The organism is Hyphobacterium sp. CCMP332, assembly GCF_014323565.1.
Taxonomy (GTDB): domain Bacteria; phylum Pseudomonadota; class Alphaproteobacteria; order Caulobacterales; family Maricaulaceae; genus Hyphobacterium.
Genome location: NZ_CP058669.1, coordinates 1,075,169 through 1,097,775 on the forward strand (window position 1 = coordinate 1,075,169; position 22,607 = coordinate 1,097,775).

Annotated in this window: 21 protein-coding genes and 1 tRNA gene; 7 read left to right on the top strand and 15 right to left on the bottom strand. The window is 58.5% G+C overall.

Features of this window, described 5'->3' with window-relative positions:
• Positions 1–45 precede the first annotated feature (45 nt).
• Positions 46–1,401, top strand: coding sequence for a formimidoylglutamate deiminase (locus tag HXX25_RS05435; RefSeq protein ID WP_187167483.1), 1,356 nt, complete (start codon positions 46–48; stop codon positions 1,399–1,401).
• Here the strand turns inward: HXX25_RS05435 and hisIE are convergent.
• The 11 genes from hisIE to HXX25_RS05490 form a co-directional block, all read right to left on the bottom strand.
• Positions 1,398–2,003, bottom strand: coding sequence for a bifunctional phosphoribosyl-AMP cyclohydrolase/phosphoribosyl-ATP diphosphatase HisIE (hisIE, locus tag HXX25_RS05440; RefSeq protein WP_187167484.1), 606 nt, complete (start codon positions 2,001–2,003; stop codon positions 1,398–1,400). The genes HXX25_RS05435 and hisIE overlap by 4 nt on opposite strands.
• Complete coding sequence (hisF, locus tag HXX25_RS05445) at positions 2,000–2,767, bottom strand: imidazole glycerol phosphate synthase subunit HisF (RefSeq protein ID WP_187167485.1); 768 nt, start codon at positions 2,765–2,767, stop codon at positions 2,000–2,002. The genes hisIE and hisF overlap by 4 nt, the downstream gene beginning before the upstream one ends.
• Positions 2,749–3,483, bottom strand: coding sequence for a 1-(5-phosphoribosyl)-5-[(5-phosphoribosylamino)methylideneamino]imidazole-4-carboxamide isomerase (gene hisA / locus HXX25_RS05450; RefSeq protein ID WP_187167486.1), 735 nt, complete (start codon positions 3,481–3,483; stop codon positions 2,749–2,751). Before hisA ends, hisF begins: the two co-directional genes overlap by 19 nt.
• The gene (gene hisH / locus HXX25_RS05455) at positions 3,480–4,079 is read right to left on the bottom strand and encodes an imidazole glycerol phosphate synthase subunit HisH (RefSeq protein WP_187167487.1); all 600 of its coding nucleotides are present in this window, start codon (positions 4,077–4,079) and stop codon (positions 3,480–3,482) included. Before hisH ends, hisA begins: the two co-directional genes overlap by 4 nt.
• On the bottom strand, positions 4,076–5,203 hold the full coding sequence (gene hisB, locus HXX25_RS05460) for an imidazoleglycerol-phosphate dehydratase HisB (RefSeq protein ID WP_233346909.1): 1,128 nt from the start codon (positions 5,201–5,203) through the stop codon (positions 4,076–4,078). The genes hisH and hisB overlap by 4 nt, the downstream gene beginning before the upstream one ends.
• The gene (gene hisD, locus HXX25_RS05465) at positions 5,196–6,491 is read right to left on the bottom strand and encodes a histidinol dehydrogenase (protein WP_187167488.1); all 1,296 of its coding nucleotides are present in this window, start codon (positions 6,489–6,491) and stop codon (positions 5,196–5,198) included. The genes hisB and hisD overlap by 8 nt, the downstream gene beginning before the upstream one ends.
• Complete coding sequence (hisG, locus tag HXX25_RS05470) at positions 6,491–7,378, bottom strand: ATP phosphoribosyltransferase (protein ID WP_187167489.1); 888 nt, start codon at positions 7,376–7,378, stop codon at positions 6,491–6,493. The genes hisD and hisG overlap by 1 nt, the downstream gene beginning before the upstream one ends.
• On the bottom strand, positions 7,371–7,685 hold the full coding sequence (locus HXX25_RS05475) for a YerC/YecD family TrpR-related protein (protein WP_187167490.1): 315 nt from the start codon (positions 7,683–7,685) through the stop codon (positions 7,371–7,373). Before HXX25_RS05475 ends, hisG begins: the two co-directional genes overlap by 8 nt.
• A gap of 228 nt (positions 7,686–7,913) precedes the next feature.
• Positions 7,914–8,069 (bottom strand): hypothetical protein, encoded by a 156-nt coding sequence (locus HXX25_RS05480; RefSeq protein ID WP_187167491.1) that lies wholly within the window; start codon positions 8,067–8,069, stop codon positions 7,914–7,916.
• A gap of 25 nt (positions 8,070–8,094) precedes the next feature.
• The gene (locus HXX25_RS05485; protein WP_187167492.1) at positions 8,095–8,544 is read right to left on the bottom strand and encodes a hypothetical protein; all 450 of its coding nucleotides are present in this window, start codon (positions 8,542–8,544) and stop codon (positions 8,095–8,097) included.
• 245 nt (positions 8,545–8,789) lie between these two features.
• Positions 8,790–9,140, bottom strand: coding sequence for a rhodanese-like domain-containing protein (locus tag HXX25_RS05490; protein WP_187167493.1), 351 nt, complete (start codon positions 9,138–9,140; stop codon positions 8,790–8,792).
• 85 nt (positions 9,141–9,225) lie between these two features.
• Here HXX25_RS05490 and HXX25_RS05495 point away from each other — a divergent pair, with 85 nt between their 5' ends.
• The 3 genes from HXX25_RS05495 (at position 9,226) to HXX25_RS05505 (ending at position 12,529) form a co-directional block, all read left to right on the top strand.
• Positions 9,226–10,089, top strand: a complete 864-nt coding sequence (locus tag HXX25_RS05495; RefSeq protein ID WP_187167494.1) for an MBL fold metallo-hydrolase — start codon at positions 9,226–9,228, stop codon at positions 10,087–10,089.
• Positions 10,090–10,200: 111 nt separating this feature from the next.
• Positions 10,201–10,746 (top strand): hypothetical protein, encoded by a 546-nt coding sequence (locus HXX25_RS05500; RefSeq protein ID WP_187167495.1) that lies wholly within the window; start codon positions 10,201–10,203, stop codon positions 10,744–10,746.
• A gap of 22 nt (positions 10,747–10,768) precedes the next feature.
• A complete protein-coding gene (locus HXX25_RS05505) occupies positions 10,769–12,529 on the top strand; it encodes a M28 family metallopeptidase (protein WP_187167496.1) in 1,761 nt (586 codons plus the stop codon).
• Here the strand turns inward: HXX25_RS05505 and HXX25_RS05510 are convergent, their stop codons facing one another.
• The 3 genes from HXX25_RS05510 to HXX25_RS05520 all read right to left on the bottom strand — a co-directional run bounded on the left by HXX25_RS05510 (position 12,530) and on the right by HXX25_RS05520 (position 17,092).
• Positions 12,530–13,717 carry a hypothetical protein gene (locus HXX25_RS05510; protein WP_187167497.1) on the bottom strand — a complete coding sequence of 396 codons (1,188 nt, stop codon included), beginning with the start codon at positions 13,715–13,717 and terminating at the stop codon, positions 12,530–12,532.
• A 258-nt stretch (positions 13,718–13,975) separates the two neighbouring features.
• Positions 13,976–15,805: a translational GTPase TypA gene (typA, locus tag HXX25_RS05515; protein ID WP_187167498.1), complete on the bottom strand. Its 1,830-nt coding sequence runs from the start codon at positions 15,803–15,805 to the stop codon at positions 13,976–13,978.
• Positions 15,806–15,892: 87 nt separating this feature from the next.
• Positions 15,893–17,092, bottom strand: coding sequence for a cache domain-containing protein (locus HXX25_RS05520; RefSeq protein WP_187167499.1), 1,200 nt, complete (start codon positions 17,090–17,092; stop codon positions 15,893–15,895).
• Positions 17,093–17,220: 128 nt separating this feature from the next.
• Here HXX25_RS05520 and HXX25_RS05525 point away from each other — a divergent pair.
• Both HXX25_RS05525 and HXX25_RS05530 read left to right on the top strand, forming a co-directional pair.
• Positions 17,221–17,310 (top strand) — tRNA-Ser (locus HXX25_RS05525).
• 90 nt (positions 17,311–17,400) lie between these two features.
• A complete protein-coding gene (locus HXX25_RS05530; protein WP_187167500.1) occupies positions 17,401–19,146 on the top strand; it encodes a site-specific integrase in 1,746 nt (581 codons plus the stop codon).
• Between the two features lie 588 nt (positions 19,147–19,734).
• Here HXX25_RS05530 and HXX25_RS05535 read toward each other — a convergent pair.
• Positions 19,735–21,099, bottom strand: a complete 1,365-nt coding sequence (locus HXX25_RS05535) for a hypothetical protein (protein WP_187167501.1) — start codon at positions 21,097–21,099, stop codon at positions 19,735–19,737.
• Between the two features lie 753 nt (positions 21,100–21,852).
• Here HXX25_RS05535 and HXX25_RS05540 point away from each other — a divergent pair.
• Positions 21,853–22,533 (top strand): hypothetical protein, encoded by a 681-nt coding sequence (locus HXX25_RS05540; protein ID WP_187167502.1) that lies wholly within the window; start codon positions 21,853–21,855, stop codon positions 22,531–22,533.
• The last annotated feature ends 74 nt before the right edge of the window (positions 22,534–22,607 follow it).

Sequence of the window (22,607 nt, forward strand, 5' to 3'; positions counted from 1 at the left end):
CGAGAATCCCTACACTAGGTGATGTCTTGTCAGAGGATAACCCGCATGCGCAAGCTTCAAGCGAAGTCCGCCCTTCTTCCCGACGGCTGGGCCGACAATGTCTGCATTGAAATCGATGCCGATGGCCAGCTGAAGAGCGTCACGGCGAATAGCCCGCTGGATCCGGCTGTTGAGACATACGAAACCTTGCTCGCCGCCCCTGCCAATCTCCACAGCCACGCCTTTCAACGCGCACTGGCCGGACTGACGGAAGTTCGCGGCCCCGGTGATGATGATTTCTGGAGCTGGCGCGAGCGCATGTACGCCTTTTTGCCGCGCCTGACGCCCGACGATGTTGAAACCATTGCCGCCCAACTCTTTGTCGAGCTGGCCGAGAGCGGCTTTGCTGCGATCGCGGAGTTTCACTACCTGCACCATCAGGCCGATGGCCAGCCCTATGACGATGTTGCCGAAATGGCAGGCCGGATATCCGCAGCCGCCGGGCAGACCGGGCTAGGCCTGACGCTTCTGCCCGTCGCCTATGCCCGCAGTGGTTTTGGCGGCGCCCCGACGCACAAAGGTCAAATCCGGTTTTCAAATTCTGCCGGGAATTTTCTGAAACTCTGGGAGGCCAGCTCAACACACCTGCGCCGCGCCGATGATCGCCTCGGTCTGGCACCGCATTCCCTGCGCGCCGTTACGCCGGAAGACCTCTCCACAGTTCTGCAGGCAAAGCATGATGGACCAATCCATATTCACGCCGCCGAACAGGTTAAGGAGGTGGACGATTGCCTTGCCTGGAGCGGTCAACGCCCCGTCGAATGGCTTCTGAATCATCATGATATCAATGAAAGATGGTGTTTCATTCACGCCACCCAGATGACGGAGGATGAAACAACAGCCCTTGCCCGCACTGGTGCCGTGGCCGGTTTGTGTCCGACGACGGAAGCTGATCTGGGCGACGGTATTTTCAATGGACGCCAATGGCATGCGGAAGGCGGAAATTGGGGCATTGGAACGGATTCGCATATCGGGACGGATATCGCGGTTGAACTGCGGCAACTGGAATGGAGCCAGAGGCTGCTCCACAAACAACGCACCGTTCTGGCCAATCCGATGCAATCGAACGCCAGAAGCCTTTACGAAGGAGCGCTTGCGGGCGGAGCGCAGGCATTGGGGCGGAAGTCCGGCAAACTCGCCCCGGGATATTGGGCAGACATGGTGTCACTGGAATCCGGCCATCCGGTATTGGCCGGAAAATCAGCGGATGCATTGCTCGACAGCTGGGTTTTTGCCGGCTCCCGCAACTGCGTCAGCGATGTCTGGTCGGCCGGCCGGCATATCGTCAAAGACGGCCAGCATATTGCGCGCGACAATATCGCGGGCCGCTATGCCGGCGTCATGAAAAAGCTTCTCGCCTAACGATGCCGGGCTTCCAGAGTCGAGACCACATCGGCCAGTGACAATCCGCGAGCCCGCAGAAGCATCATCAGGTGGAAAATCAGATCTGCGGCCTCGCCCTTCAGGGCGTCATCATCTTCCGACACCCCCGCCAAAGCTGTTTCCACGCCCTCTTCGCCAACCTTTTGCGCAAGCTTGTTCAGCCCCGCTGTGTTCAAGCGGGCAACGTAACTCTTCTCCGGGTCCGCCAGACGTCGCTCGTCAATGACGCGCTCGAGCGTGTTGAGAAAACCCGGCGAGGCAGGCGCATCATCGCCAAAGCAGGTTGGCGTTCCCGTGTGACAAACCGGGCCTGCAGGCAGCGCTTTGACCAGCAAGGTGTCGCGGTCACAATCGATATGGATCACCACAAGCGCCAGTGTATTGCCGCTGGTTTCGCCCTTTTTCCATAGTCTCTTTTTACTTCTGCTATAAAAGGTTACGACATTTTCTTTTATCGTCACATCCACTGCTTCCCGATTCATATAGCCCAGCATCAGAACCTGCGATGTCTCCGCATGCTGGACAATGGCCGGAACCAGCCCCTCACCTTTGGCAAAGTCGATATCGTCCGGATTGATCATGCGCGGACCTCTATGGATTGCTGTTTGAGATAGGCCTTCAGATCGCCAATCTCGATGACCTGCTTGTGGAAGACGCTGGCGGCGAGTGCGCCGTCGACCCCGGCTGTTTTGAACACATCGGAAAAATGTGCCAACGCGCCGGCACCGCCCGACGCGATCAGAGGCACACCGCAAATGTCCCGTGCGGCCGACAGCTGATCGACATCGTATCCCTCACGCACGCCGTCCTGGTCCATACAATTGAGGACGATCTCGCCCGCTCCCCGGTCAATCGCTTCGGCAATCCACTCCAGCGTCGATCGGGATTCAGTGCGTGTTTTTTCGGGATCACCGGTATTGGAGTGGACCCGCCAGTCACCCTCAATCTCGCGGCTATCGATCCCGACGACGATGCACTGGATACCAAACTCCGCGGCCAGACGGTCAATCAGTGCGGGATCTGCGAGCGCCGGTGAATTGACCGATATCTTGTCGGCGCCCGCAAATAGCCGGGCCCGGGCATCATCGACGCTGCGAATGCCGCCTGCCACGCAAAACGGGATATCAATCTCGCGGGCGACGCGTTTGACCCATTCCGGCTCGACCGATCGGGCCTCGGGACTGGCAGTAATGTCATAAAAGACAAGCTCGTCTGCGCCTTCGGCCGCATAGCGTGCAGCGAGCGCGACGATGTCACCGACGTCCTCGTGATTGCGAAACCTCACGCCCTTGACCACGCGGCCATCCTTGACGTCGAGACAGGGGATTATGCGCTTTGCAAGCATGCCAGCGCCTCCCCCAGTGAGAAGCGGTTTTCGAACAAAGCCTTGCCGACAATCGCGCCGTCCGCGCCAACGTTTTTCAGCGCCACGAGATCATCCAGCGAGGACACGCCCCCGGACGCCTGCCAGGCAATATCCGGCCAGAGCTCACAGAGCTCTGCGTACAAGGACGTATTCGGGCCCTGCAGTGCGCCATCCCGGTCTACATCGGTGACCAGCGCGTGACGAAGCCCCGACGACGTATATCGCTCAAGCAAGGCCGCCAGCGGTTCATCTCCCTTGCGGGTCCAGCCGGCAACCAGTGGCCAGATAATGCCGGCCTCGATACGCACATCGAATGCAGCGACAATCCGGTCCGGACCGAATTCGGATATCCATGCAGCGACGGTATCGGGCTCACGCACGGCCAGACTGCCGATAATGACCCGCTCGGCGCCGGCCTTGAGGATGGCGGCGATTTCCTCGCGCGTGCGTATGCCACCGCCGACCTGAAGCCGCAGACCGGTATTGGACAGGGACTGGACCGCCGCAGACTGCCGCCGCTCGCCATCACGGGCGCCGGACAGGTCAACGACGTGCAGATACTCGGCGCCCTGCGCCAGATAGGCCGCCGCCACCGCAGCCGGATCCCCGCCATAATCGGTCACGGCATCGAAATCGCCCTTATGGAGCCGGACTACGCGGCCATCGAGCAGGTCTATCGCCGGATAAAGCTTCATGACCGCATCTCCAGAAAATTCTTCAGAATGCGCGCACCCACCGGCCCTGACCGTTCGGGGTGAAACTGGCACCCCATGATGTTGTCCCGGCGCACAGCGGCGGAGAAGTTCGCGCCATAGATTGTTGTGGCAATGGTGAACTCACTCACCGGCGCGGCGAAACTGTGCACGAAATAGGCGCGATCGTTCTCGCCAAGTCCCGCCAGCAGCGGATCGGCCGGTGATCGCACATCCAGCGTGTTCCAGCCCATATGCGGCAGCACACCGCCCTCGAAGGGCGCTAGCGGCGCCACGCGTCCCGGAATGAGGCCCAGCCCGTCCACATCACCTTCGTCAGACCGGTCGAACAACAATTGCATGCCCAGACAAATGCCCAGCAAGGGCCGCGCTTCACGCTGCAGGGCCTCGGCCCAGCCTGACGCCCGCAATTGCGTCATCGCCGGCAAGGCCGAGCCCACGCCGGGCAGGATCAGACGATCCGCAACATCAGCATCCGCCGGCGTGGCGGCCAGAAGGTGATCCGCCCCCAACCGGTCGAGCGCCGCCTGAACCGAATAGATATTCGCGCAGCCTGTCTGGATGATGGCGATGGTCACAGCACGCCCTTTGTGGACGGGATGGCATCGCCCTCCACTTTCACCACCTGCCGCAGCGCGCGGCCAAACGCCTTGAAGCAGGCCTCGATCATGTGGTGCGCATTCTCACCCTCGACAGAGACATGGATTGCGGCTTTCAGGCTGTCGGCGATAGAGCGGAAGACGTGCGATGTCATCTCGACGGGGAATTCGCCGACGCGCTCACCCGGAATATCGCCGTCAAATTTCGAGAAGGGCCGCCCGGACAGATCAATCCAGACCCCGGCGCGGGTTTCATCCATCGGCAATTCAAAGCCGAAACGGCCAATCCCGCGGCGATCGCCGAGCGCTTTGGCCAGTGCATCACCGAAGGCCAGCGCGACATCCTCGATCGTGTGGTGGGCATCAATGCCGATATCGCCTTCGCAAGCCACTTCCAGCGCAAAGCCACCATGTTTGGCGATCTGCTCCAGCATGTGATCATAATACTCAACACCGGTGGATATCCGCACCGGCGCGCTTTGTTCGAGGTTCAGCGAAACCAGAATATCGGTCTCTTTTGTCGTTCTCCGGACGCTCGCCGCACGCACCGTTGGGGCGGCCAGCCGGTCCGCCAATGCCCGTGCATCTTCAACGCTCAGGACGCGGAATTGTCCGCTTTCTGGAAGGTCCAGTCCGATGGCGGCGAGCCGCGCCTTGGCCCCGGCTTCATCAGCCCAAGCCAAGGATATCCGGTCGCCGTCTGCGCGCGCTGATTCAATCTCATTCCACGCCTCAAATGTCCGAAGCACTACTTTAATTTTATCTTCTATTTCACTGTTTTGTTTTTTCTTTGAGGCTATTGAAACGGGCAGAATCGCAGTTAGTCCGGCATCGACCAGACCGTCGCTCAACAGCGCCTCCCAACGCGCGACATCCGGATTCGGAGATGCCACTCTGACCGCCGTGATCGGTGCCTCGATCGGGCCCAGTTGTTCGATGTCCGCTGCATCAATGCCGATGAGATCGACCGCCTCCGGGCTCGGAAGGAACACCACACCGGACGGCGCGCATCCCGCCTGTGCCGCATAACGCTGGCGCAGCATTTCGAGGCGCGATCTCCGCGCCAGCCCGACCCGTTCAAATGACAAAAGATCGCTATTCATCACCGCCTCCCGTCCGGCGCAGACGCATCGCCGTGGCGTGCGCGTCCAGCCCTTCCAGCGCCGCCAATCGCTCCACAACCGGCGCGATCTCGGATGCCCCTGCCCGGCTGGCCTCGATCAGTGTGGTCGTCCGCTGGAACGCCTCGACGGTGACGCCGCTATAGGCGCGGCCCGCCCCGCCCGTGGGCAGGGTGTGGTTCGGCCCCGCTGCATAATCGCCCATGGATTCCGGCGTCCACGCCCCGACGAAGATCGACCCGGCGGTCGTGATGTCGCGCGCCAGTTCACCTGGCGCATCTGTCTGGAGGATCAAATGCTCCGGACAGGCGCGTTCGGCGATGACCATGGCCTCGCTCCGGTCAGCGGCCTCGATGATCACGCCCTGCGATAGCGCCTGCTCGGCTATCGCCTTACGCGGCAGTACGGACAATTGGCGCGCCAACTCGGCCTTGATCCCGGGAATGTCCGCGCCCATCGAAACCAGACAGACCTGCGCCATCGGATCGTGCTCGGCCTGCGCCAACAGGTCCGCTGCGACAAAAGCCGCTCGCGCCTCGGCGTCGGCAATAACCATGACCTCGCTGGGCCCCGCCGGCAGATCAATCGCCGGGCCGCCGGGCAAAGTGCTGACATGGGATTTGGCCGCCGCGACCCAGGCATTTCCCGGCCCGAAAATCTTGGCGACCCGCGGCAAGCCCGCCGCCCCAAAGTCCAGCGCGGCAATCGCCTGTGCCCCGCCAATGGCAAAGATATCCGTAAGGCCCAGCAGGCTCGCCACCGCCAGCACGGACGCATTCACTTTGCCATCTGGCCCCGGCGGGACGGTGACGGCAATCTCCGGCACACCGGCAATCTGCGCGGGCACGGCCAGCATGATCAGCGTGGAGACCAACGGGGCCGACCCTGCGGGTACGTAAAGCCCCACCGAGCGGATCGGGTCGACGCGCCGTTGGCAGGTCACGCCCGGCCATGTCTCGATCTCATAGCCGCCCAGCCCCTGCGCGGCGTGAAAGGCGCGCACGGCGCCAATGGCGGCGTCCATGGCGGCGATATCCTCCGGATCAGCCGCCGCACGCGCGGCATCAATGTCGGCAGCCGGGACGCGGAAGTTCTCGCCGGTAAACCCGTCCAGACGGCGCGCATATTCAAACACGGCCCTGTCGCCCTCGCGGCGGATGGCCTCGACAATTTCGATGGCGGCCGCGCGCGCCGTATCCGACTCCGGCGAGGCCGAAAACAGAGCCGTGCGCGCACCCTCGTCCAGCTGGTTCCAGATCACCCGCTTCATCACGCCATCATCTTTTCGATCGGCAGCACCAGAATGGCCCGCGCACCGGCGCCGCGCAGCTTCTCCAGCGTCTCCCAGAACACCCGCTCGCGGCAGACGGCGTGAACGGCCACCACATCGTCGCGATCCGCGATCTGCGCGATGGTGGGCGCATCAGAGCCGGGCAGAAGCGCCTTGATCTCGGCCAGCCGGTCCTTGGGCGCATTCAAAAGGATGTATTTCGTCTGCGCCGACGCGATCACGCCCTCGGCGCGCTCGATCAGCGTCTCGGCCACCGCTTCCACCGCATCGCTGCGGCCCGTCTTGCGCCGGATCAGGACCGCCTGGCTCTCCAGCACGGTTTCAAACGCCGCCAGCCCGTTGGCTTCCAGCGTCGCCCCGGAGGAGACGAGGTCGCAGATCGCATCGGCAATCCCCATGCGCGGGGCCACCTCGACCGATCCGCGCATTTCGACGATTTCCGCCTCAATGCCGCGGTCGGCGAGATACTCGCGTGTCAGGCCCGGATAGGAGGTCGCCACGCTGCGCCCGGCCAGATCGGCCACGGTCGATATCTCCCCGCCCCTGGGCGCGGCGAGCTTTAGCGTACAGGACGCAAAGCCCAGCGGCAGGGCCACTTCCAGATTGGCATAGCGGCTGGAGCGCGCCTGCATTTCATAGAGCACATTCTCGCCGACAATGCCGTAATCGCACGCCCCGCCCGCGACAAAGCTGGGAATGTCATCATCGCGCACCAGCATCAGATCCAGCGGCATATTCTCCGCCCGGCGGTGCAATTGATCCCGCCCATAGGCAAGGCGCACACCGGCGCGCTTCAACAAATCCATACCGCCTTCGGAAAGGCGGCCCTTGGACTGCACGGCGAGTTTCAAACGGGCATCAGACATTGGCGTTTTTCTTCATCCGGTCGAGCACAAGGCGATAGCCTTGCGCGGGTTCCTGGGAGAGGAAGCGCGCCACGCGGGTGACTGTCGCCGTGGACGCGCCGGTTTTTTCAGAGATCTGGCGATAGGTCAGCTGGTTTTCATCCAGCAGACGCGCCACGCGCCAGCGCTCGGCCAGCGTCGACAATTCACCCGGCGTGCACAGATCGGTTAGAAACCGGTCCATCTCGCCCTCATCCTTCAAAGACAACAGCGCCTCGATCAGCTTGCTGCGCTCTTCCGGACCGTCATTTCGAACCGGTTTTCTCATGGCACTCACCTCCGTGAGCGCCGATATAACGTTTTAACATGCTAAAACAAGTGGGCAGAGTCAGTTGGCGTGCAGCCTTCAATCAGATCATTAATTTCAAGCCTGAACAGATACCGTTTGTGTTGACGGTGGAGGCGCAATCCCTGAGCGAGCTGGGCCACCGGTTCAAGCCGCGAGCGAAGGACGACCATCCGGATCATAGAGGAAGGCGGAAGAGTGAATGGCCGGCTATTGTGACGCTTGCAGCCAGCCATCCCACGGGCCGGTTCCTGTCGTCACACCCGCAATGGCCGTCATCCGGTTCATCGAGTCATGGAACATGTTCCGCCGCGTGACGATCTCAGAAAGATTGCCATTGGCATCACCACCCTGCAACCTCGTCAAGTCTCGCTAATAATCCCCAAGCTGATTAGTTCGTACTTCCTAACAATTCAGCTGAAATATCCGCCGATACCGGTATGATTACATAACTGCCATTAGACTGAAGAAATAACGCGTAAGAGCCATGCCCTTCAACGATAACGGAGTCGAAATCTCCATGATGCGACGCCGTGACTAACGGCAGTAGCTCCGAAATATCAGTACCTGACAAAATCGCCTGATTCACTGCATCCAAAAGCGTCGCAGCGAACTCGTCGTTATCCAATTCGACCGCATCGGTACACGCCTCTCGCCCGAGATCAAGCGACCAACATACCCGGTCTCCGACAAGCCTGATATTTTCGCCGTCGATGAGCTCAATAAACTCAAATGTAATCTGATCGTTTGCGACATCGCTGTCCGCGTGGGTTGATGACACCATATCTTGACAGTAGGACGGCACAATAAAAATTATTGTAAACAAAAACTTAAATATCATTGGTTCGGTCTCCTTCCGATGACAACAACAGGGTTCAAAAAACGGGGACACACACCGTTTTTCCGTGTTAAATTCTCGCAAGGGCTGTGTTTTGGCGCACGTCCCGCCACGCGGCAGGAATGCCCCGACAAACGCGCTTCGTCCTGCCCTCGAACCCGTGGCGCGCGAGCCTCAAGCATATCGCCCGCATAGGCATAACGCAGATTAGTCTCGCGCGTGGAGGTGCGGATGATCTGACTGCGCCCCTACCCGCCCTTGACCTGCCCGGTCAGGGGGTCGGTTTCAATCAGCGGCAGTTTCGCCTCTTTCCAAGCACCCAGCCCGCCCGCGAGATGGGCATCGACATTCACGCCTTCGTCCTGACAGCGCATGGCCGCCATGGCCGAGCGGCGGCCCGCCGCGCAATGGAAGACCACGCGCTTGGGCCCGCCCACCGGAATGGCTTTCGGATCCAGCGTTGACAAGGGATAGAGCAGCGCGCCGGGAATGCGTTCCAGCCCGTATTCATTGGCCTCGCGCACATCAATCAGCAGAATATCACCCACATTCAGGGCGTCCGCGACGGCTTTGGGCGACATGTCTTCCAGCTGGCTCATGAATTCGGTGTCCTCTGTGCTGTTTTGTCCACTTATCAAAGATGTAGTCTGTCGCCATATCTCTTGGCAATAACAGGAGCACATCATGACGACGCCGGACATTCTCGACTTCTTCCATGAAGACACCAACACCTTCACCTATGTCGTGATTGATCCGGCGACCCGGCATGCCGCCATCGTCGATTCCGTGCTGGATTATTGCGCCGCCTCGGGCCGGACGCATACCAAGGCCGCCGATGCCGTGATCGCGGCCGTGAGGGATCGCGGCTTGACCATTGACTGGATACTCGAAACCCATGTCCATGCCGATCACCTCTCTGCCGCGCCCTATCTGCAGGAAAAGCTCGGCGGACAGATCGCCATCGGCAGCCATGTCCGCGATGTGCAGAAGATTTTCACACAGCTTTTCAACGCCAATGGCGTCGCCACCGATGGCTCGCAATTCGGCGCGCTGTTCGACGATGGCACCGTCTTCAACATCGGCGAGCTGAAGGCCAAGGCCATCCACACGCCCGGCCACACGCCCGCCTGCATGTCCTATCTGATCGGTGATGCCGTCTTTGTCGGCGATACGCTGTTCAGCCCGGACTTTGGCACGGCGCGGTGTGATTTCCCCGGCGGCGATGCGCGCGCGCTCTATCAATCCATCCAGAAGCTGTTTGCCCTGCCGGATACCACCCGCGTTTTCCTCTGCCATGATTATCTGCCGGAAGGCCGCGATCAATACATTCACCAGACCACGATCGGCGAGGAAAAGGCCAACAATATCCATGTCGGACACGGTGCATCGGAAGATGAATTCGTGAAGATGCGCACCGAGCGTGATGCCACCCTCTCCATGCCGAAGCTCATCCTGCCATCGGTGCAGGTGAACATGCGCGCCGGTCGTCTGCCCGAACCGGAAGACAATGGTATTCGCTACGTCAAAATCCCGCTGGATGCGGTTTAGACCGCGTCCCGCATATTCGGCAGTTTACCTTTCCCCTTATTCCATAGCATGATGGCGGCAGACATGATCCGGCCGGGCCGTTGCCCGCCATCTGGATTTGCGGGGAGCAAAATGTTGAAAAAAATCCTGGCCGGTGCCGGCCTGACCGTAACTTTGGCCTTGTCGGCCTGCCAGACCGTCGCCGAGCCGACCACTCTGGCCTGCCGCGCCCCGACGGGGGAAGAATTTGAAATCTTCCGGGCCGTCATATCACGTGACACCAGCACGCTGACGCGCCTGTCGGCTATTGGCCCGGCCCGGTCGGCGCTGGAACGCAACGACCCCTACGTCGCGGGACATCTCTGGGGAAATCAGGGCTATACCGGCGGAACGCTGGTCGGCGTTTTGACCCAGCCCCCGCCCTGCGTTATCGATCTGCCGCGGCGGATTGATGCTGAAGGCAATGTCATCACCACACAGCGCTCGATCGCCGTCTATCAGGAAGACCGCTTCCGCGCCCTCACCGGCGGCAGCGTCACCTTTGCACCGGAACAGGCCGTGCGCCTGCCCGGCGTCAATCGCCAGGACTATTTCCGCTGTGATATGGTCCAGTCCGGAACCAGCTGGCGCATGACGGATCTGTGCTCGCTGCCGACCGTCGCCGGACGCGTCGGCTAATCAAACCCATAGGAGAAGAAAAATGAAGACGCTCTATTTCGCTCCTGCCCTCGCCGCGCTTGCGCTGGCGGCCTGCGGTCAACCGGTCACCGAACCGGAAACAGATACCGCAGACGTTGCCGAAGCCGGTGCGCCGGACGCCATGGAAGACACCGCGCCGGCAGAACGCATCGACCCGAATGCGCGGCCGGCCGATCGCGAAACCTCGACCGATATCACCGGCGACGACCTCGCCTGGCGGATACAGACTCTGGCCTCGGACGAATTTGAAGGCCGCGCCCCGTCCACACCGGGCGGCATTCTCGCCAGCCAGTGGATCGCAGACGAAATGGCCAGAGCCGGGCTCGAACCCGGCGGCGAAGCCGGCACATATTTCCAGCGTGTTCCGCTGGTCGAGGCGACTCTGCAAACCACGGCGTCCAGCTTTGATATCTCGGTCAATGGCGAGCCCATGGGGCTCGAATACCTGACCGACGTCGTTTACGGCACGCGCCGCGTCGATCCGCTGGTCGAGATCGAAAACTCCGATCTGGTCTTTGTCGGCTATGGCATCGTCGCGCCGGAATATGCCTGGAATGATTATGAGGGCCTCGACGTCGAAGGCCGCACGGTTGTGATGCTGATCAATGATCCGGGATTTGCCTCCGGCGATCCGGATCTCTTCAACGGCAATGCCATGACCTATTATGGCCGCTGGACCTACAAGTATGAAGAAGCGGCCCGCCAGGGCGCCGCCGGGGTCATTATTGTCCACGAGACGGAAGCCGCCAGCTATGGCTGGAATGTCGTATCCGGCTCGTGGTCAGGGCCGCAATTCGACCTGCAACGCCCGGAAGGATCAACGCCGTTTGTCGGGGCGGAAGCCTGGATCACCAATGACCGGGCGCGCGAATTGTTCAACGCGACCGGGCTCGATTTCGATGCTCTGGTCGAAGCCGCGCACCAGCCGGGCTTCGAACCGGTGGAGATGGCCGGTGCCGAGCTCAACGCCGCGCTTGTGACCGAGCATGAATTCCTCGATTCGCGGAATGTGGCCGGCATTGTCCGGGGCACGGAACGTCCCGACGAATACGTGCTCTACATGGCGCATTGGGACCATATCGGCACCCGCGTCAGCGACGATCCGGAGGCCGACGTGATCTATAACGGCGCTGTCGACAATGCGACCGGGACGAGCTCGATCCTCGAGATCGGACAGGCCTTTGCCGCCAACCCGGCGGAGCGTTCGGTGCTCATTGTAGCCGTCACCGCTGAAGAATCCGGCCTTCTGGGTTCGGAATACTATGCCACCGACCCACTGGTGCCCTTCTCCCAAACGGTGGGCGGTCTCAATATGGACGGCATGCTGCCGACCGGCCCCACCAGCGATATCGTCGTCATCGGCTATGGCGCATCCGAGCTGGAGGACCACCTCGCAGCAGTGGCCGCCACACAGGGCCGCACCCTTTCGGCCGACCCCAATCCGGAAGCCGGCTATTTCTACCGGTCGGATCACATCTCGCTCGCCAAGCGCGGCGTGCCGATGATCTATGCCGATACCGGATCCGTGAACACCGAACTCGGCGCAGGGCATGTGGAAGAGCTGGCCGCAGCCTATCGGGCCACGGCCTATCACGGCCCGGAAGACGAGTTTGATTATGAGTGGGACTTTGACGGGCTCGCCCGCGATGCCACCCTGCTCTACCTGCTCGGCGAGCGCATCGCCAATACCGATGAATGGCCAAACTGGTATGAAGGCAATGAATTCCGCGCCTTGCGGGATGCCCAACGGTCCGACGACTGATCAGGCCTTGAAGAGGCACCGGAAGATTGGTGCCTCTTCCATTGCCGCGAAGGCCTCGCCGACGAATTCGCAATGGACATCCAGCATCGGGGCGTCTTCGGCCCGGGTTCGCATGGCACCGATCGATGCGGTCATGTCGCCCGTCAGTGCGGCCTCTCCCAGAGCCTGCACCAGATAATCCGGCGGCAATTCACCGCTCTCGTCATCAACAATCAGGGCTGACAGCGCCCTCCCCGTGTCGATCACCGGATTTGTAAAACCGGCGATCTGAAGTGTCTCGTTCAACTCGCGGCGGCTTTCGCTGTGAAACAGCGCACAGATAAAGGCACGGATTTTCGGGTGATCATGTTCGCCCAATAATTCGCGTGTCTTGTCGCTCCGCTCGATATCGTCAAGCGATGCAAGGATACGCGCACCGTCCGGCAAATGATTGAGGGCGATTTCAACCACATTATCCGGAACCGGCAGGTTGTCGAAAGCGGCAGCATCCAGCAGGCGGATGAGCGCCGCTTCGCCCAGTCCTTCCGCAAGAGCTCCAAACCGCTCACGGTAAATGTCTTCGTCTATCTGTAGTGTCTGCGACAACAGATCGATCTGGGCGGCACTCGCCTCGCGTCGGCGATAGGACGGGCACCGCAATCCGGGGCGCAGATATTCGTACGCGCCTTTCGGCCCCTGCCCTGCAACCCGCAGGCTGATCGCCAGCCCGGGTTTTCCCGGATAGACCACGCTGTGGATGAGTGACGGGCCGTCCTGGACCGGCTGGATATGCCCGGCCTCGAAGACCTCGAAAGACCGCCGATGGAGCTGGCCAAGCGTGAACTCTCCCGCATCGCGTTCCGCTGCAAAATGGAAACGCGAATTGAAGGACTGCCCCTCGATGACCTGAAAAGCGCCGGTCCAGTCGTGCTGATGCAACCGGTCAGCGGCATCACTCCAGAGATGCGCGACAATCCGCACATGCTCTCCGGTGAATAACGGAATCAGGCCGGGCTTTGATTGATCACCAATATTGGCCGTACCGCCCCCGGACGCCGCAGACCAGAGCGCATCGATCGAGACCTGTTTATCGAGGGCGCATTCGGAAAGAAGGCTTTCGGCCAGGCCGGTAAAGGCCTGCGGCGAAGCCCCCAAACCGGCATAATGCCTCTCCGCCTCCTGGCCAAGACGTTCGAATAATGGACGCAAAACGGTTCCCCTCAAATGACAAACGCCCCGCAGCCGGGTGGAGGCTGCAGGGCGCTTGGAAGAATGCGCTTTGGAATCAGTTGTCCCAGTAAAGAACGCGCTTGGCCTTCGGGGCGGACTTCCGCAGAGTTTTGATCTTCAGCATACTCATCTCCTCCTGATTTCCCGGGACCGTTCTGGTCCCGCAAATTCTGTGTCGGATGAGTCGCCTATGGTTGTAAACCTTTTGTTAACCTTTCGTTCAGAATGATTAACAGCTCATGCAGCAGTCGCCCGGCTGGCCTTCTTGCGCTCGTGTTCTTTCAGCCAACGCTTGCGGATCCGGACCGAGTCGGGCGTGACCTCGACCAGCTCGTCATCGTTGATGAATTCCAGCGCAAATTCGAGGGTCGCTCTGATCGGCGTCGTCAGAACGACAGCTTCATCTGTGCCCGAAGCGCGGATATTGGTCAGCTGCTTTCCTTTGGTCGGATTCACCGGAAGGTCGTTATCCCGGCTATGAATGCCGATGATCATGCCTTCGTAGACGTCTGTGCCGTGGCCAATGAACAGCTTTCCGCGCTCCTGCAAATTCCACAACGCATAGGCAACAGCTTTGCCGTCAACCATCGACACCAATGAACCATTTCGGCGCTGGCCAATCTCTCCGGCGGCCCGCGGCGCATAGTGATCAAAAGTATGGAACATGAGGCCCGCGCCGGATGTCGCCGTCATGAAATCGGATCGAAAGCCAATCAGACCCCGGGTCGGGATTTCGTAATCGAGCCGGACCCGGCCCTGCCCGTCCGGCGTCATATTCTTCAGCTGGCCCTTGCGTTCGCCGAGCTTCTCCATGATGGCACCTTGTGCCTCTTCAGGCAGGTCGACCACCAGATTCTCGAACGGCTCACAAATTTCGCCGTCTATTTCCTTGGTCAGGACGTGTGGACGCGAAATCGCCAGTTCATAGCCTTCGCGGCGCATATTCTCGATCAGCACAGACAAGTGCAGCTCGCCGCGCCCGGACACCTTGAACTTGTCGGCATCATCCTGCTGCTCAACCCGCAGAGCGACATTGTGGATCAATTCGCGCTGCAGACGATCTGCAAGGTTCCGGCTGGTGACATATTTGCCTTCGCGGCCGGAGAACGGACTGTCATTGACCTGAAACGTCATCGCGATGGTCGGCTCATCCACCGTCAGCGGCGGCAACGCCTCGACTTTTTCCGGCGAACACACCGTGTCCGAGATGTTGAGCGGATCAATGCCCGTGAAGGTAATGATGTCACCGGCGCTCGCACTGTTCATTTCAACGCGCTCAAGCCCCTGGAACCCGAAAACCTGTTGAACCTTGCCGCGCCGGACTTTTCCATCCGCGCCAACAACTGAAACCTGCTGGTTCTTGGTCAGGGATCCGCGACGGATACGGCCAATGCCGATCACACCGGTATAGCTGGAATAATCCAGTGCGCTCACTTGCAACTGAAGCGGACCGGTCAGGTCGACCGGCGGCGGCGGCGTATGATCAACGATCATCTGGAACAGCGCCGTCATGTCCTCGTCGGGGTTTTCCGCATCCAGCCCGGCAAATCCGTTGAGAGCCGACGCAAACACAACCGGGAAATCCAGCTGTTCGTCATTCGCGCCAAGGCGATCAAAGAGATCAAACGTCTGATCCACAACCCAGTCAGGACGCGCGCCCGGGCGGTCGATCTTGTTGACGACGACAATCGGGTTCAGCCCGCGCTCAAGCGCTTTACGGGTCACGAAGGCCGTCTGTGGCATGGGCCCATCAACCGCATCGACCAGCAGCAGAACAGAATCCGCCATCGACAGCACGCGTTCGACTTCGCCGCCGAAATCCGCGTGACCGGGCGTATCAATGATGTTGATGCGCCAGTCACGCCAGGTCACGGCGGTGTTCTTGGCGAGGATGGTGATGCCGCGTTCTTTTTCGATATCGTTGGAGTCCATCATGCGCTCGGTCGTTTCGACCCGGTCGCCAAATGTGCCCGATTGCTTCAGAAGCTGATCAACAAGTGTGGTCTTGCCATGATCGACGTGAGCGACGATGGCAATATTGCGCAATTTTTCCGGTGCGACGGACATAGGCAGAACTCTAATAGCCAGAGGGATTTGGCGCCTCTTAGCCTTGTCCTGCCTGTCCGGCTACCCCAAAAAACGCAAAGCTGGTTTTCAGACCCGTGCCAAACCGCCCGATGCCGCGCTCGAGTTCCGGCGCCGGCGCTTCAGCCAACGATAGAAGGACAGCACGATTGCTTGTGTGAATATACCCAGAAAAGAAAACAGGAAGATCATTGCCGAAACGCCCGAAGCCCGGGAGTGAACCAGCCACACAGGCCTCGTGATGACGAAATACCAGCCCGGCGTTTCAATTCGGGCGAAGGCAAGAACACGACCGTCGTCTGTCAGCGTCACACCGGACACACGTCCATCGCGGCGGATGGCCTCCGTCAATGTCGCCGCTCCGGCCGACTGCCCGGCCTCAGCGACAAGGTTGGGAGTCAGAACGTCCTGGAACAAAAGGTCTCTATGGGCAACAATATCGCCGTCGCGTGTCAGAATCATGTTTTCCGAATTGGGTTCGGCGTCAACAATCGCATTCGCAAGGTAATTCTGCATGGAAATTGTCACACCAAAGGCACCAATATGGCGGCCATTCTGACGCATCGGGAAATGACACCCCGTCGTCAATGCAACGCCATCCCGAACATAAAGCAAACGTGAGAGCCGCGTGCATCGTGTCACGGCAATCGGATTATTGAAGGGAGACACAATCTGCGCCAGTTCTTCAGATTGGAAATCAAAGTCTGCCGGGGCATCACGCCGGTAAAATTCGAGGCGATCCTCGCGCCCCGGAGCGAAAATAATCAGATCATTGTTCGGAGTCACAAAATTCAGGTTATCGAAATGGCCGGAATTGGCTTCGCCGTGCTGACGGACCGTGTGATAGGCCGCAATCAGTTGTCTTTGGCGTTCGGGAGCAACATCGACATCAGAAATGAATGCCCCAACGCCATAGACGTAATCGCCATCTGCCGTTCGATAGCCATCAAACAACTCCGGCCGGGATCGGCGTGTGCCATCCCCGAACTCCGGAAATAGCCAGTTGAATTCAGCAGAAACATCAACGCCTTCCATGGCGGCCAACCGGCTCGTGAAGCCCCGTCCTGTCGCATATTCAATAGCAAGCACATCGGCAAAAAGCGCACTTTGACGATTGGCGCGCTCCTCGATGTGCAGGGCGCTCGCCTCCATCACTTTTCGCTCGAAATAGGGCTCCAGCGTCAGATACCCTGCAATCGCGGCAAATGATGCAACGCCCACGGCCACCAGGAATGTCATCCCGGCAGACTTCCAGTTCATCCGTTTCATCAGGCTTCCCGTTAGTTTTTGTTTTCCACCTGATTTGATAGATACACGATCAAGGTTAAATTCTCGCCAACACATCAACCGCCATCGCCGCTTGATCCCGGCATTGCACTCCGGCTAAACCCGCCAGTGGAGAGGTGGCCGAGTGGTCGAAGGCGCTCCCCTGCTAAGGGAGTATACCCTAACCGGTATCGAGGGTTCGAATCCCTTCCTCTCCGCCACCACCCCTCTAAGGGGCTGAAATACCTCTATTACGCTGTAATTGAAGCAGTATTTCTTGTGTTTTCGTACATTTTATGGTACAAAAATACATGAAGAAGGTTGAAGGCTTCCCACGATTATACGAACGAGCTGGTCGCTACGTTTTTCGTGCGGCAATTCCTATGCATCTGCGTGAAGCAGTCGGCTTGTCGGAATTCAAGCGCACTTTGGGCACGGACAGCCTGAAAGAGGCAAAGCGCGCATGGGCACAGATAGATGCAGAATTCGAGCAGGTGAAGGCCAACGCTCAATCGAGCCTTAAGGGCGTCTATGCCGCCAGGCCGAGCATAACCAAGCAGGCTCTTCATATTTCTGACATTGAGGCTCTGGTGAGCGATTGGCATGCTTTTCGTCGAGGGGCAGAGTTCGAAGTGCTGAGAGGCTTATCGCGGTCGGATCGCACGGGACAGCAGCGCCTTGATGCCATCCGGGAGGAAATGGAGGGTTATGCCGATTTAAGGCATTGGAAGCTTCGCCAATCGGCCAGTGATGTGATCGATCATCTTTGCGACAAGCATAACTTTGAGAAGCCCAAAGAAGGCGGGGCGATCTGGAACCGATTTGCTGATCGGATCATGGAGGCGCGTGTTGATGTCTCCCGGCGGGTCCTTGCTCGTATGAATGACGACTTTTCCAGCCATCCAGCAAATGCCGATGTCAGTTTCGTTGAAGAACAACCGGGTCACCCCCATTTGAACCCGGGTTCAAATGGGGGTGACGTTGCTGCTGATGCGCTTTTGTTAGGCGAACAAATTGCAAGCTATGTGAATGATCGAGGCCGGTCCGTCTCGGATGCGACGCGCAGAGCCAATCGAGGCCGACTAAGGGTGCTTGCTGAGTATTTTGGAAAAGGCACCGACATTCGCTCCATTACCCAGCGGCAAATGGAGGCCTTTCGTGACACGCTTTTGGACCTGCCCCGCGACCCGTTTCGGTCGCTGCCGGACACTCCTGTTGCCGAGATGCCCGCAGTTGCAAAAGCGCGCGGGCTGCCGATTGCTGATCGAAACAATGCTCGGATGACTATGGAGACGGCGTCGTCATTTTTGAGGCGGTTTGTTCAGCGTGGACTGTTAGCCAGAGACCCATGTGTTGGACTAACAATCAAGAAAGACCCACGAGCGCCGCGCAAACGCCGGTCATTCACTGCTGGTGAGCTTCAGTCGCTTTTTGATGCGACACCCTACTCTATCCAAAGCGATGCTGAGCAGCTGTTTGACGGAGCCTATTGGGTTCCGCTGATAGCGTTGTTGTCAGGTATGCGGCTGGCAGAGATCTGCCAGCTCTGGACCGACGATATCGCTGCCATAGACGGAATAATGGCCATCCGGGTGAAGCACGACCCCGATCGCGGGCAACGCCTAAAGACAAATGGTAGTGAGCGGATCATTCCAGTCCATAGCGAGCTTGCCCGTCTTGGACTTGATAGGTGGGCAACACATCGCACCGCCGATGGCCCTGAGCGGTTATTTCCCGATATTCCGATTAGTAAGTCTGGATCGGCATCAGACGTTTTCTCCAAACGCTTCTCCTATCGGATGAAGCGTTTGGGACTAACGGGCAGAGGGTTGGTCTTCCACAGCTTCAGACACACTTTCGTTGATGCGATGCGAAATTGCGGGCTGGACGATGCAACCCAAAAGACAATTGGTGGCTGGGCGGCGAAAGACGTTCATTCTCAGTACGGAAGCGGCCCTAACGTAGGGCATCTAAAGAAGGCTATCGATAAAGTGCGGTTTAAGGACGCCCACCACGATCTCACCCTTCAGAGCTTGCCGGTATTTGATCAAAACTGACTGGCACTCAATTTTGAACCGGGGTTCACTACGCGCTAAAAACTGACCATTGTGAGCCAAAAAAAGCCGGTATTGGGCACATTGTGAGCTTCAAACCGGCGAATTTTGGTTTTTCCCGCCATTTCGTGACCCATCGCGACATGCACTGAAGCTATTGTGTCGCCCCCCGCCCGCTCGCTGGCGCTCACGAGCGGGCGGGGGGCGACACTCTTCCAGTTCGCGCACCTCTCGATGGGTCAATAGGTAGCTCTGCAAGGCGGGAACTGGGACAATGTTTTCGCGCGGGCGCTGGGTTTCAAAAATCTCAAACGCGATGAGCGCATCTAGGAGCCGTTGGACGCCGGAATTCTCTGCACTCGTTGAAAGCCGCCATATTCCGCAGCGCGAGCAACAAAGTCTTGGTACTCGTTTATATCGGAGAGAGCACGGACAGCCAGGAACGAGGCCTTAAACCACAATTCTGATCCTGACGGCGGCGCAGATGAAAGTTGATAAAGGCGCTGATCAACGGGCACCATTGCTTGAGTTGAACCCGGGTTCAATTCAGAAGCAACCCACGCCGAAAAACGGCATATCTAGTTTGCATCATCAGTCTGTCGAGGTCCGGTCCGAAGCGCCCTGACTAGCCGCTTCGATCGAACCTCGAATTTCGGTCAGCAGGAGTTGGAGGCTAGGAACAGGCACTATGTTCTCGCGTCGGTCTAGCCGTTCGAACATCTGAAGACGTTCAAGCCGGTTTAGTACTTCCTTTCGGAAGTTGCTTTGTGACGCGTAATGCAATCCACCTAACTCGAGTATGTCTGAAAGAAATCTACCAAGAGCCCTGTCACTTCTAAGCGTCGATGCTGCGACCGCACAGACTTTAGTCCAGGAGCGAAAGTGATCAGGCGTGGTTTGAACCAATTGACCTAAACGATTGGCAACCGCTTGCACCACGCGCAGTGAACCTGGGTTCATGCCGCGGTCCCAGCGTATCAACCCTTCCGCCCCTAGTTCTTGATGTTCGGTGAAGGGTACCTCGGGTCGCCCATCCCCCCTTACCCACCTTCGTTCAACGCGCACGAGTTCGGGTGCCTTTGCATAAACCATAACATTTTCATTTGCGCTTTTTCTGTATGAGAAGGACAAGCCATTCTTTTGTCGGTCGAGCAGGGTGTTTGGTTCATAGATCTGGCTGGCTGGTGAAAGCCCGCGTGCTCGCGCATCGTAATAACCACGTCTAACAGCACTGATGCTGTCGTCCGCGTAAAGCTCTACGTAATGTTCGAGGCGATCGACGCGCCAATCCCGCCAGTTGATGAGCATGCTGTCAGGCTGATCGTAATTATAAAGCTGCCGAGCAGTGCGGGGATCCCAGCCAATTTCAATGATATCTAGACCTGACCGCAACAGGTTCTCGAGCAGAACTCGCCGGAAGTCGCGCAAGGCGAGCTGGAGCAGCAGCGGATGCCTTAGCATGGTATTTCTACGCATGCCGGGAGGGATAAAGTTTGTATTGCCGTCGAGGGTTTCGCGTCGAAGTCGCGCAGCCTTTTCAGCCGTCGGCATGTGATTGATCGTCTGTTCGGTGATGTTACCGCCGTTTTGAGCCGCCATCGCCGCCCAACGGGTGGGGTTGATGGTTAGATGAATAGATAAGCGTCCGCCTCGATCCAGCGGATAGTGCACCAATTCTGCATTCCAAGCAGCATGTCGCCAGTTTGAGCTCTGGCGCTTGCGGCGGATGTGATGCCCATATTTTACAAACGCATAGCCGTTGTCTGCTGGGTTACCAGACGGAGCGATCAGCTCTTGTATGCGTTCCCAATCTTGTTGCCGCTCATACGTGACGTGACATCTTGGGAAAGAAACAACCAGTAAATCCGTGAGAACATCAGCTTCGCAAAGTTCATGGGTTTCGCTTAGCGGGCGATACATCCCAGGCCGAACAAGGTTTGATGGGATGTCGGTCATTCCTCCATGTATAAACAGAAGTATTGGACGCTGATACTCCAAACGGGTATCATCTCTGATGAAACCCTTCGCCTCACCTCTAGACAATCGTGTTTCCGCATTCGGGGATATTATCGCCACTCCCCAGCGCGGAACTCTGATGGGCAATCGCGGATGCCTTCACGATGATGAGGAGAAAATCTGTCGCGAGTGGAGGGGGCTTCGCTGGATAATTTGCGAGCTTTCCTACTATGGCCAAAAAGAACATTTACGAAGACCCGGATCATACACCCCGCTATTCTTCGAAAACGAAGCGAGCGCGCTTGCCGCAGGCCACAGACCGTGCGCGCTATGCCGCCGAGGTGCTTACCGGCGCTTCAAGAGCAGCGTCGAAATGGCGAAGGGTTTGAGCCCGGGTTCACTGACGGCAAATTCGCTCGACGAGCTTTTGCATATCGATAGGCTGGTGCCGTTAGACCACAGGCGAACATTGGCCGAGGCCGAGGTATTTGGTCTGCCTGACGGGGCAGTGATCGCTAGAGGAAAGCGATCGTACTGGGTTCAGGACGGCAGGTTGAATGCAATGGCTTGGCCATCAAATCGGAAAACGAAAACACAGGATGGTTCCTTCGTTCTGCTGACCCCTGAGATCTCCACGGCGGCCCTGGCGACTGGTTATGACGCGAGAAATCATTTGGGCGGATTAGGCGGAAACTCCGCTCGCTGTTAGTGTCAGTCACATAAAGGCGAGCAGCTAGTTGGCGTGATTATCGGATGACCGGCCCAATCCACCGTTTCAGAAAACTAGTGCATGATGAGCTGGTTCCATATTACTGCACCAATCCAAGACTGAAATGCGAGCCTTGCGGGTTTGATGAAGGTCGAAAGACCGTTGATCCAGTTGACGTAGAGTATTTTCTTCGCGCTTGGGACTTGGGACTTCTTATCCCAGTAGGTGAGGGCCGGTATGTTTCGACACGCGGCAGTGTTTCCGAACCGCTGTTCTGGGAAGGGCCCAAAGCGGAAAGTCCTAGGCGATTTTGGTTTTGGCTTGAGCCAATAATCACTTTCGGCGGAATGGCCCGTCTTCACCATGACTTCGATTGGCCGCCCGAATTGATAGGCAACCAATCACCTGATTGGGCCTTCGATATTGTTGCTTATCCCAATCCTTCGGGCGCTGAGCGCATAGCCGGTGAGGTCAAGAAAACCAAGGGCGAAGTCGATCAACTAATTGAGCTCATGGCGAGGTTTTGTGCGAACCCAAAAGATATTGCCCTGTCAGGTGACAAAGGCCGGAACGCCTTCAAGAAGGTTGAAGGCTTGCGAGCAAGAAAAGCACCGATTTTCTGGGCTCTAGGACCGTCCGGTTATAGCAGACCATTCTCGGTGAATTATCTGCCGTCTGGCGTGATAGAACTTGAAGAGGCAGATCAATCAATTCTGAAAAATTAATCGTAACTTGGTTCGTTCTCAAAGGTGAGCACACCGTTTAAGAAGACTATAATGGATAAGTCCTTATCCAAGGC

Coding starts and splice junctions, on each gene's coding strand:
- HXX25_RS05535 (WP_187167501.1), bottom strand. CDS start 21,099: ATGACCGACATCCCATCAAACCTTGTTCGGCCTGGGATGTATCGCCCG.
- HXX25_RS05520 (WP_187167499.1), bottom strand. CDS start 17,092: ATGAAACGGATGAACTGGAAGTCTGCCGGGATGACATTCCTGGTGGCC.
- hisG (WP_187167489.1), bottom strand. CDS start 7,378: ATGTCTGATGCCCGTTTGAAACTCGCCGTGCAGTCCAAGGGCCGCCTT.
- HXX25_RS05485 (WP_187167492.1), bottom strand. CDS start 8,544: ATGATATTTAAGTTTTTGTTTACAATAATTTTTATTGTGCCGTCCTAC.
- hisB (WP_233346909.1), bottom strand. CDS start 5,203: ATGAATAGCGATCTTTTGTCATTTGAACGGGTCGGGCTGGCGCGGAGA.
- HXX25_RS05530 (WP_187167500.1), top strand. CDS start 17,401: ATGAAGAAGGTTGAAGGCTTCCCACGATTATACGAACGAGCTGGTCGC.
- HXX25_RS05540 (WP_187167502.1), top strand. CDS start 21,853: ATGACCGGCCCAATCCACCGTTTCAGAAAACTAGTGCATGATGAGCTG.
- typA (WP_187167498.1), bottom strand. CDS start 15,805: ATGTCCGTCGCACCGGAAAAATTGCGCAATATTGCCATCGTCGCTCAC.
- hisIE (WP_187167484.1), bottom strand. CDS start 2,003: ATGATCAATCCGGACGATATCGACTTTGCCAAAGGTGAGGGGCTGGTT.
- HXX25_RS05500 (WP_187167495.1), top strand. CDS start 10,201: ATGTTGAAAAAAATCCTGGCCGGTGCCGGCCTGACCGTAACTTTGGCC.
- HXX25_RS05505 (WP_187167496.1), top strand. CDS start 10,769: ATGAAGACGCTCTATTTCGCTCCTGCCCTCGCCGCGCTTGCGCTGGCG.
- HXX25_RS05495 (WP_187167494.1), top strand. CDS start 9,226: ATGACGACGCCGGACATTCTCGACTTCTTCCATGAAGACACCAACACC.
- hisD (WP_187167488.1), bottom strand. CDS start 6,491: ATGAAGCGGGTGATCTGGAACCAGCTGGACGAGGGTGCGCGCACGGCT.
- HXX25_RS05490 (WP_187167493.1), bottom strand. CDS start 9,140: ATGAGCCAGCTGGAAGACATGTCGCCCAAAGCCGTCGCGGACGCCCTG.
- HXX25_RS05435 (WP_187167483.1), top strand. CDS start 46: ATGCGCAAGCTTCAAGCGAAGTCCGCCCTTCTTCCCGACGGCTGGGCC.
- hisA (WP_187167486.1), bottom strand. CDS start 3,483: ATGAAGCTTTATCCGGCGATAGACCTGCTCGATGGCCGCGTAGTCCGG.
- hisF (WP_187167485.1), bottom strand. CDS start 2,767: ATGCTTGCAAAGCGCATAATCCCCTGTCTCGACGTCAAGGATGGCCGC.
- HXX25_RS05475 (WP_187167490.1), bottom strand. CDS start 7,685: ATGAGAAAACCGGTTCGAAATGACGGTCCGGAAGAGCGCAGCAAGCTG.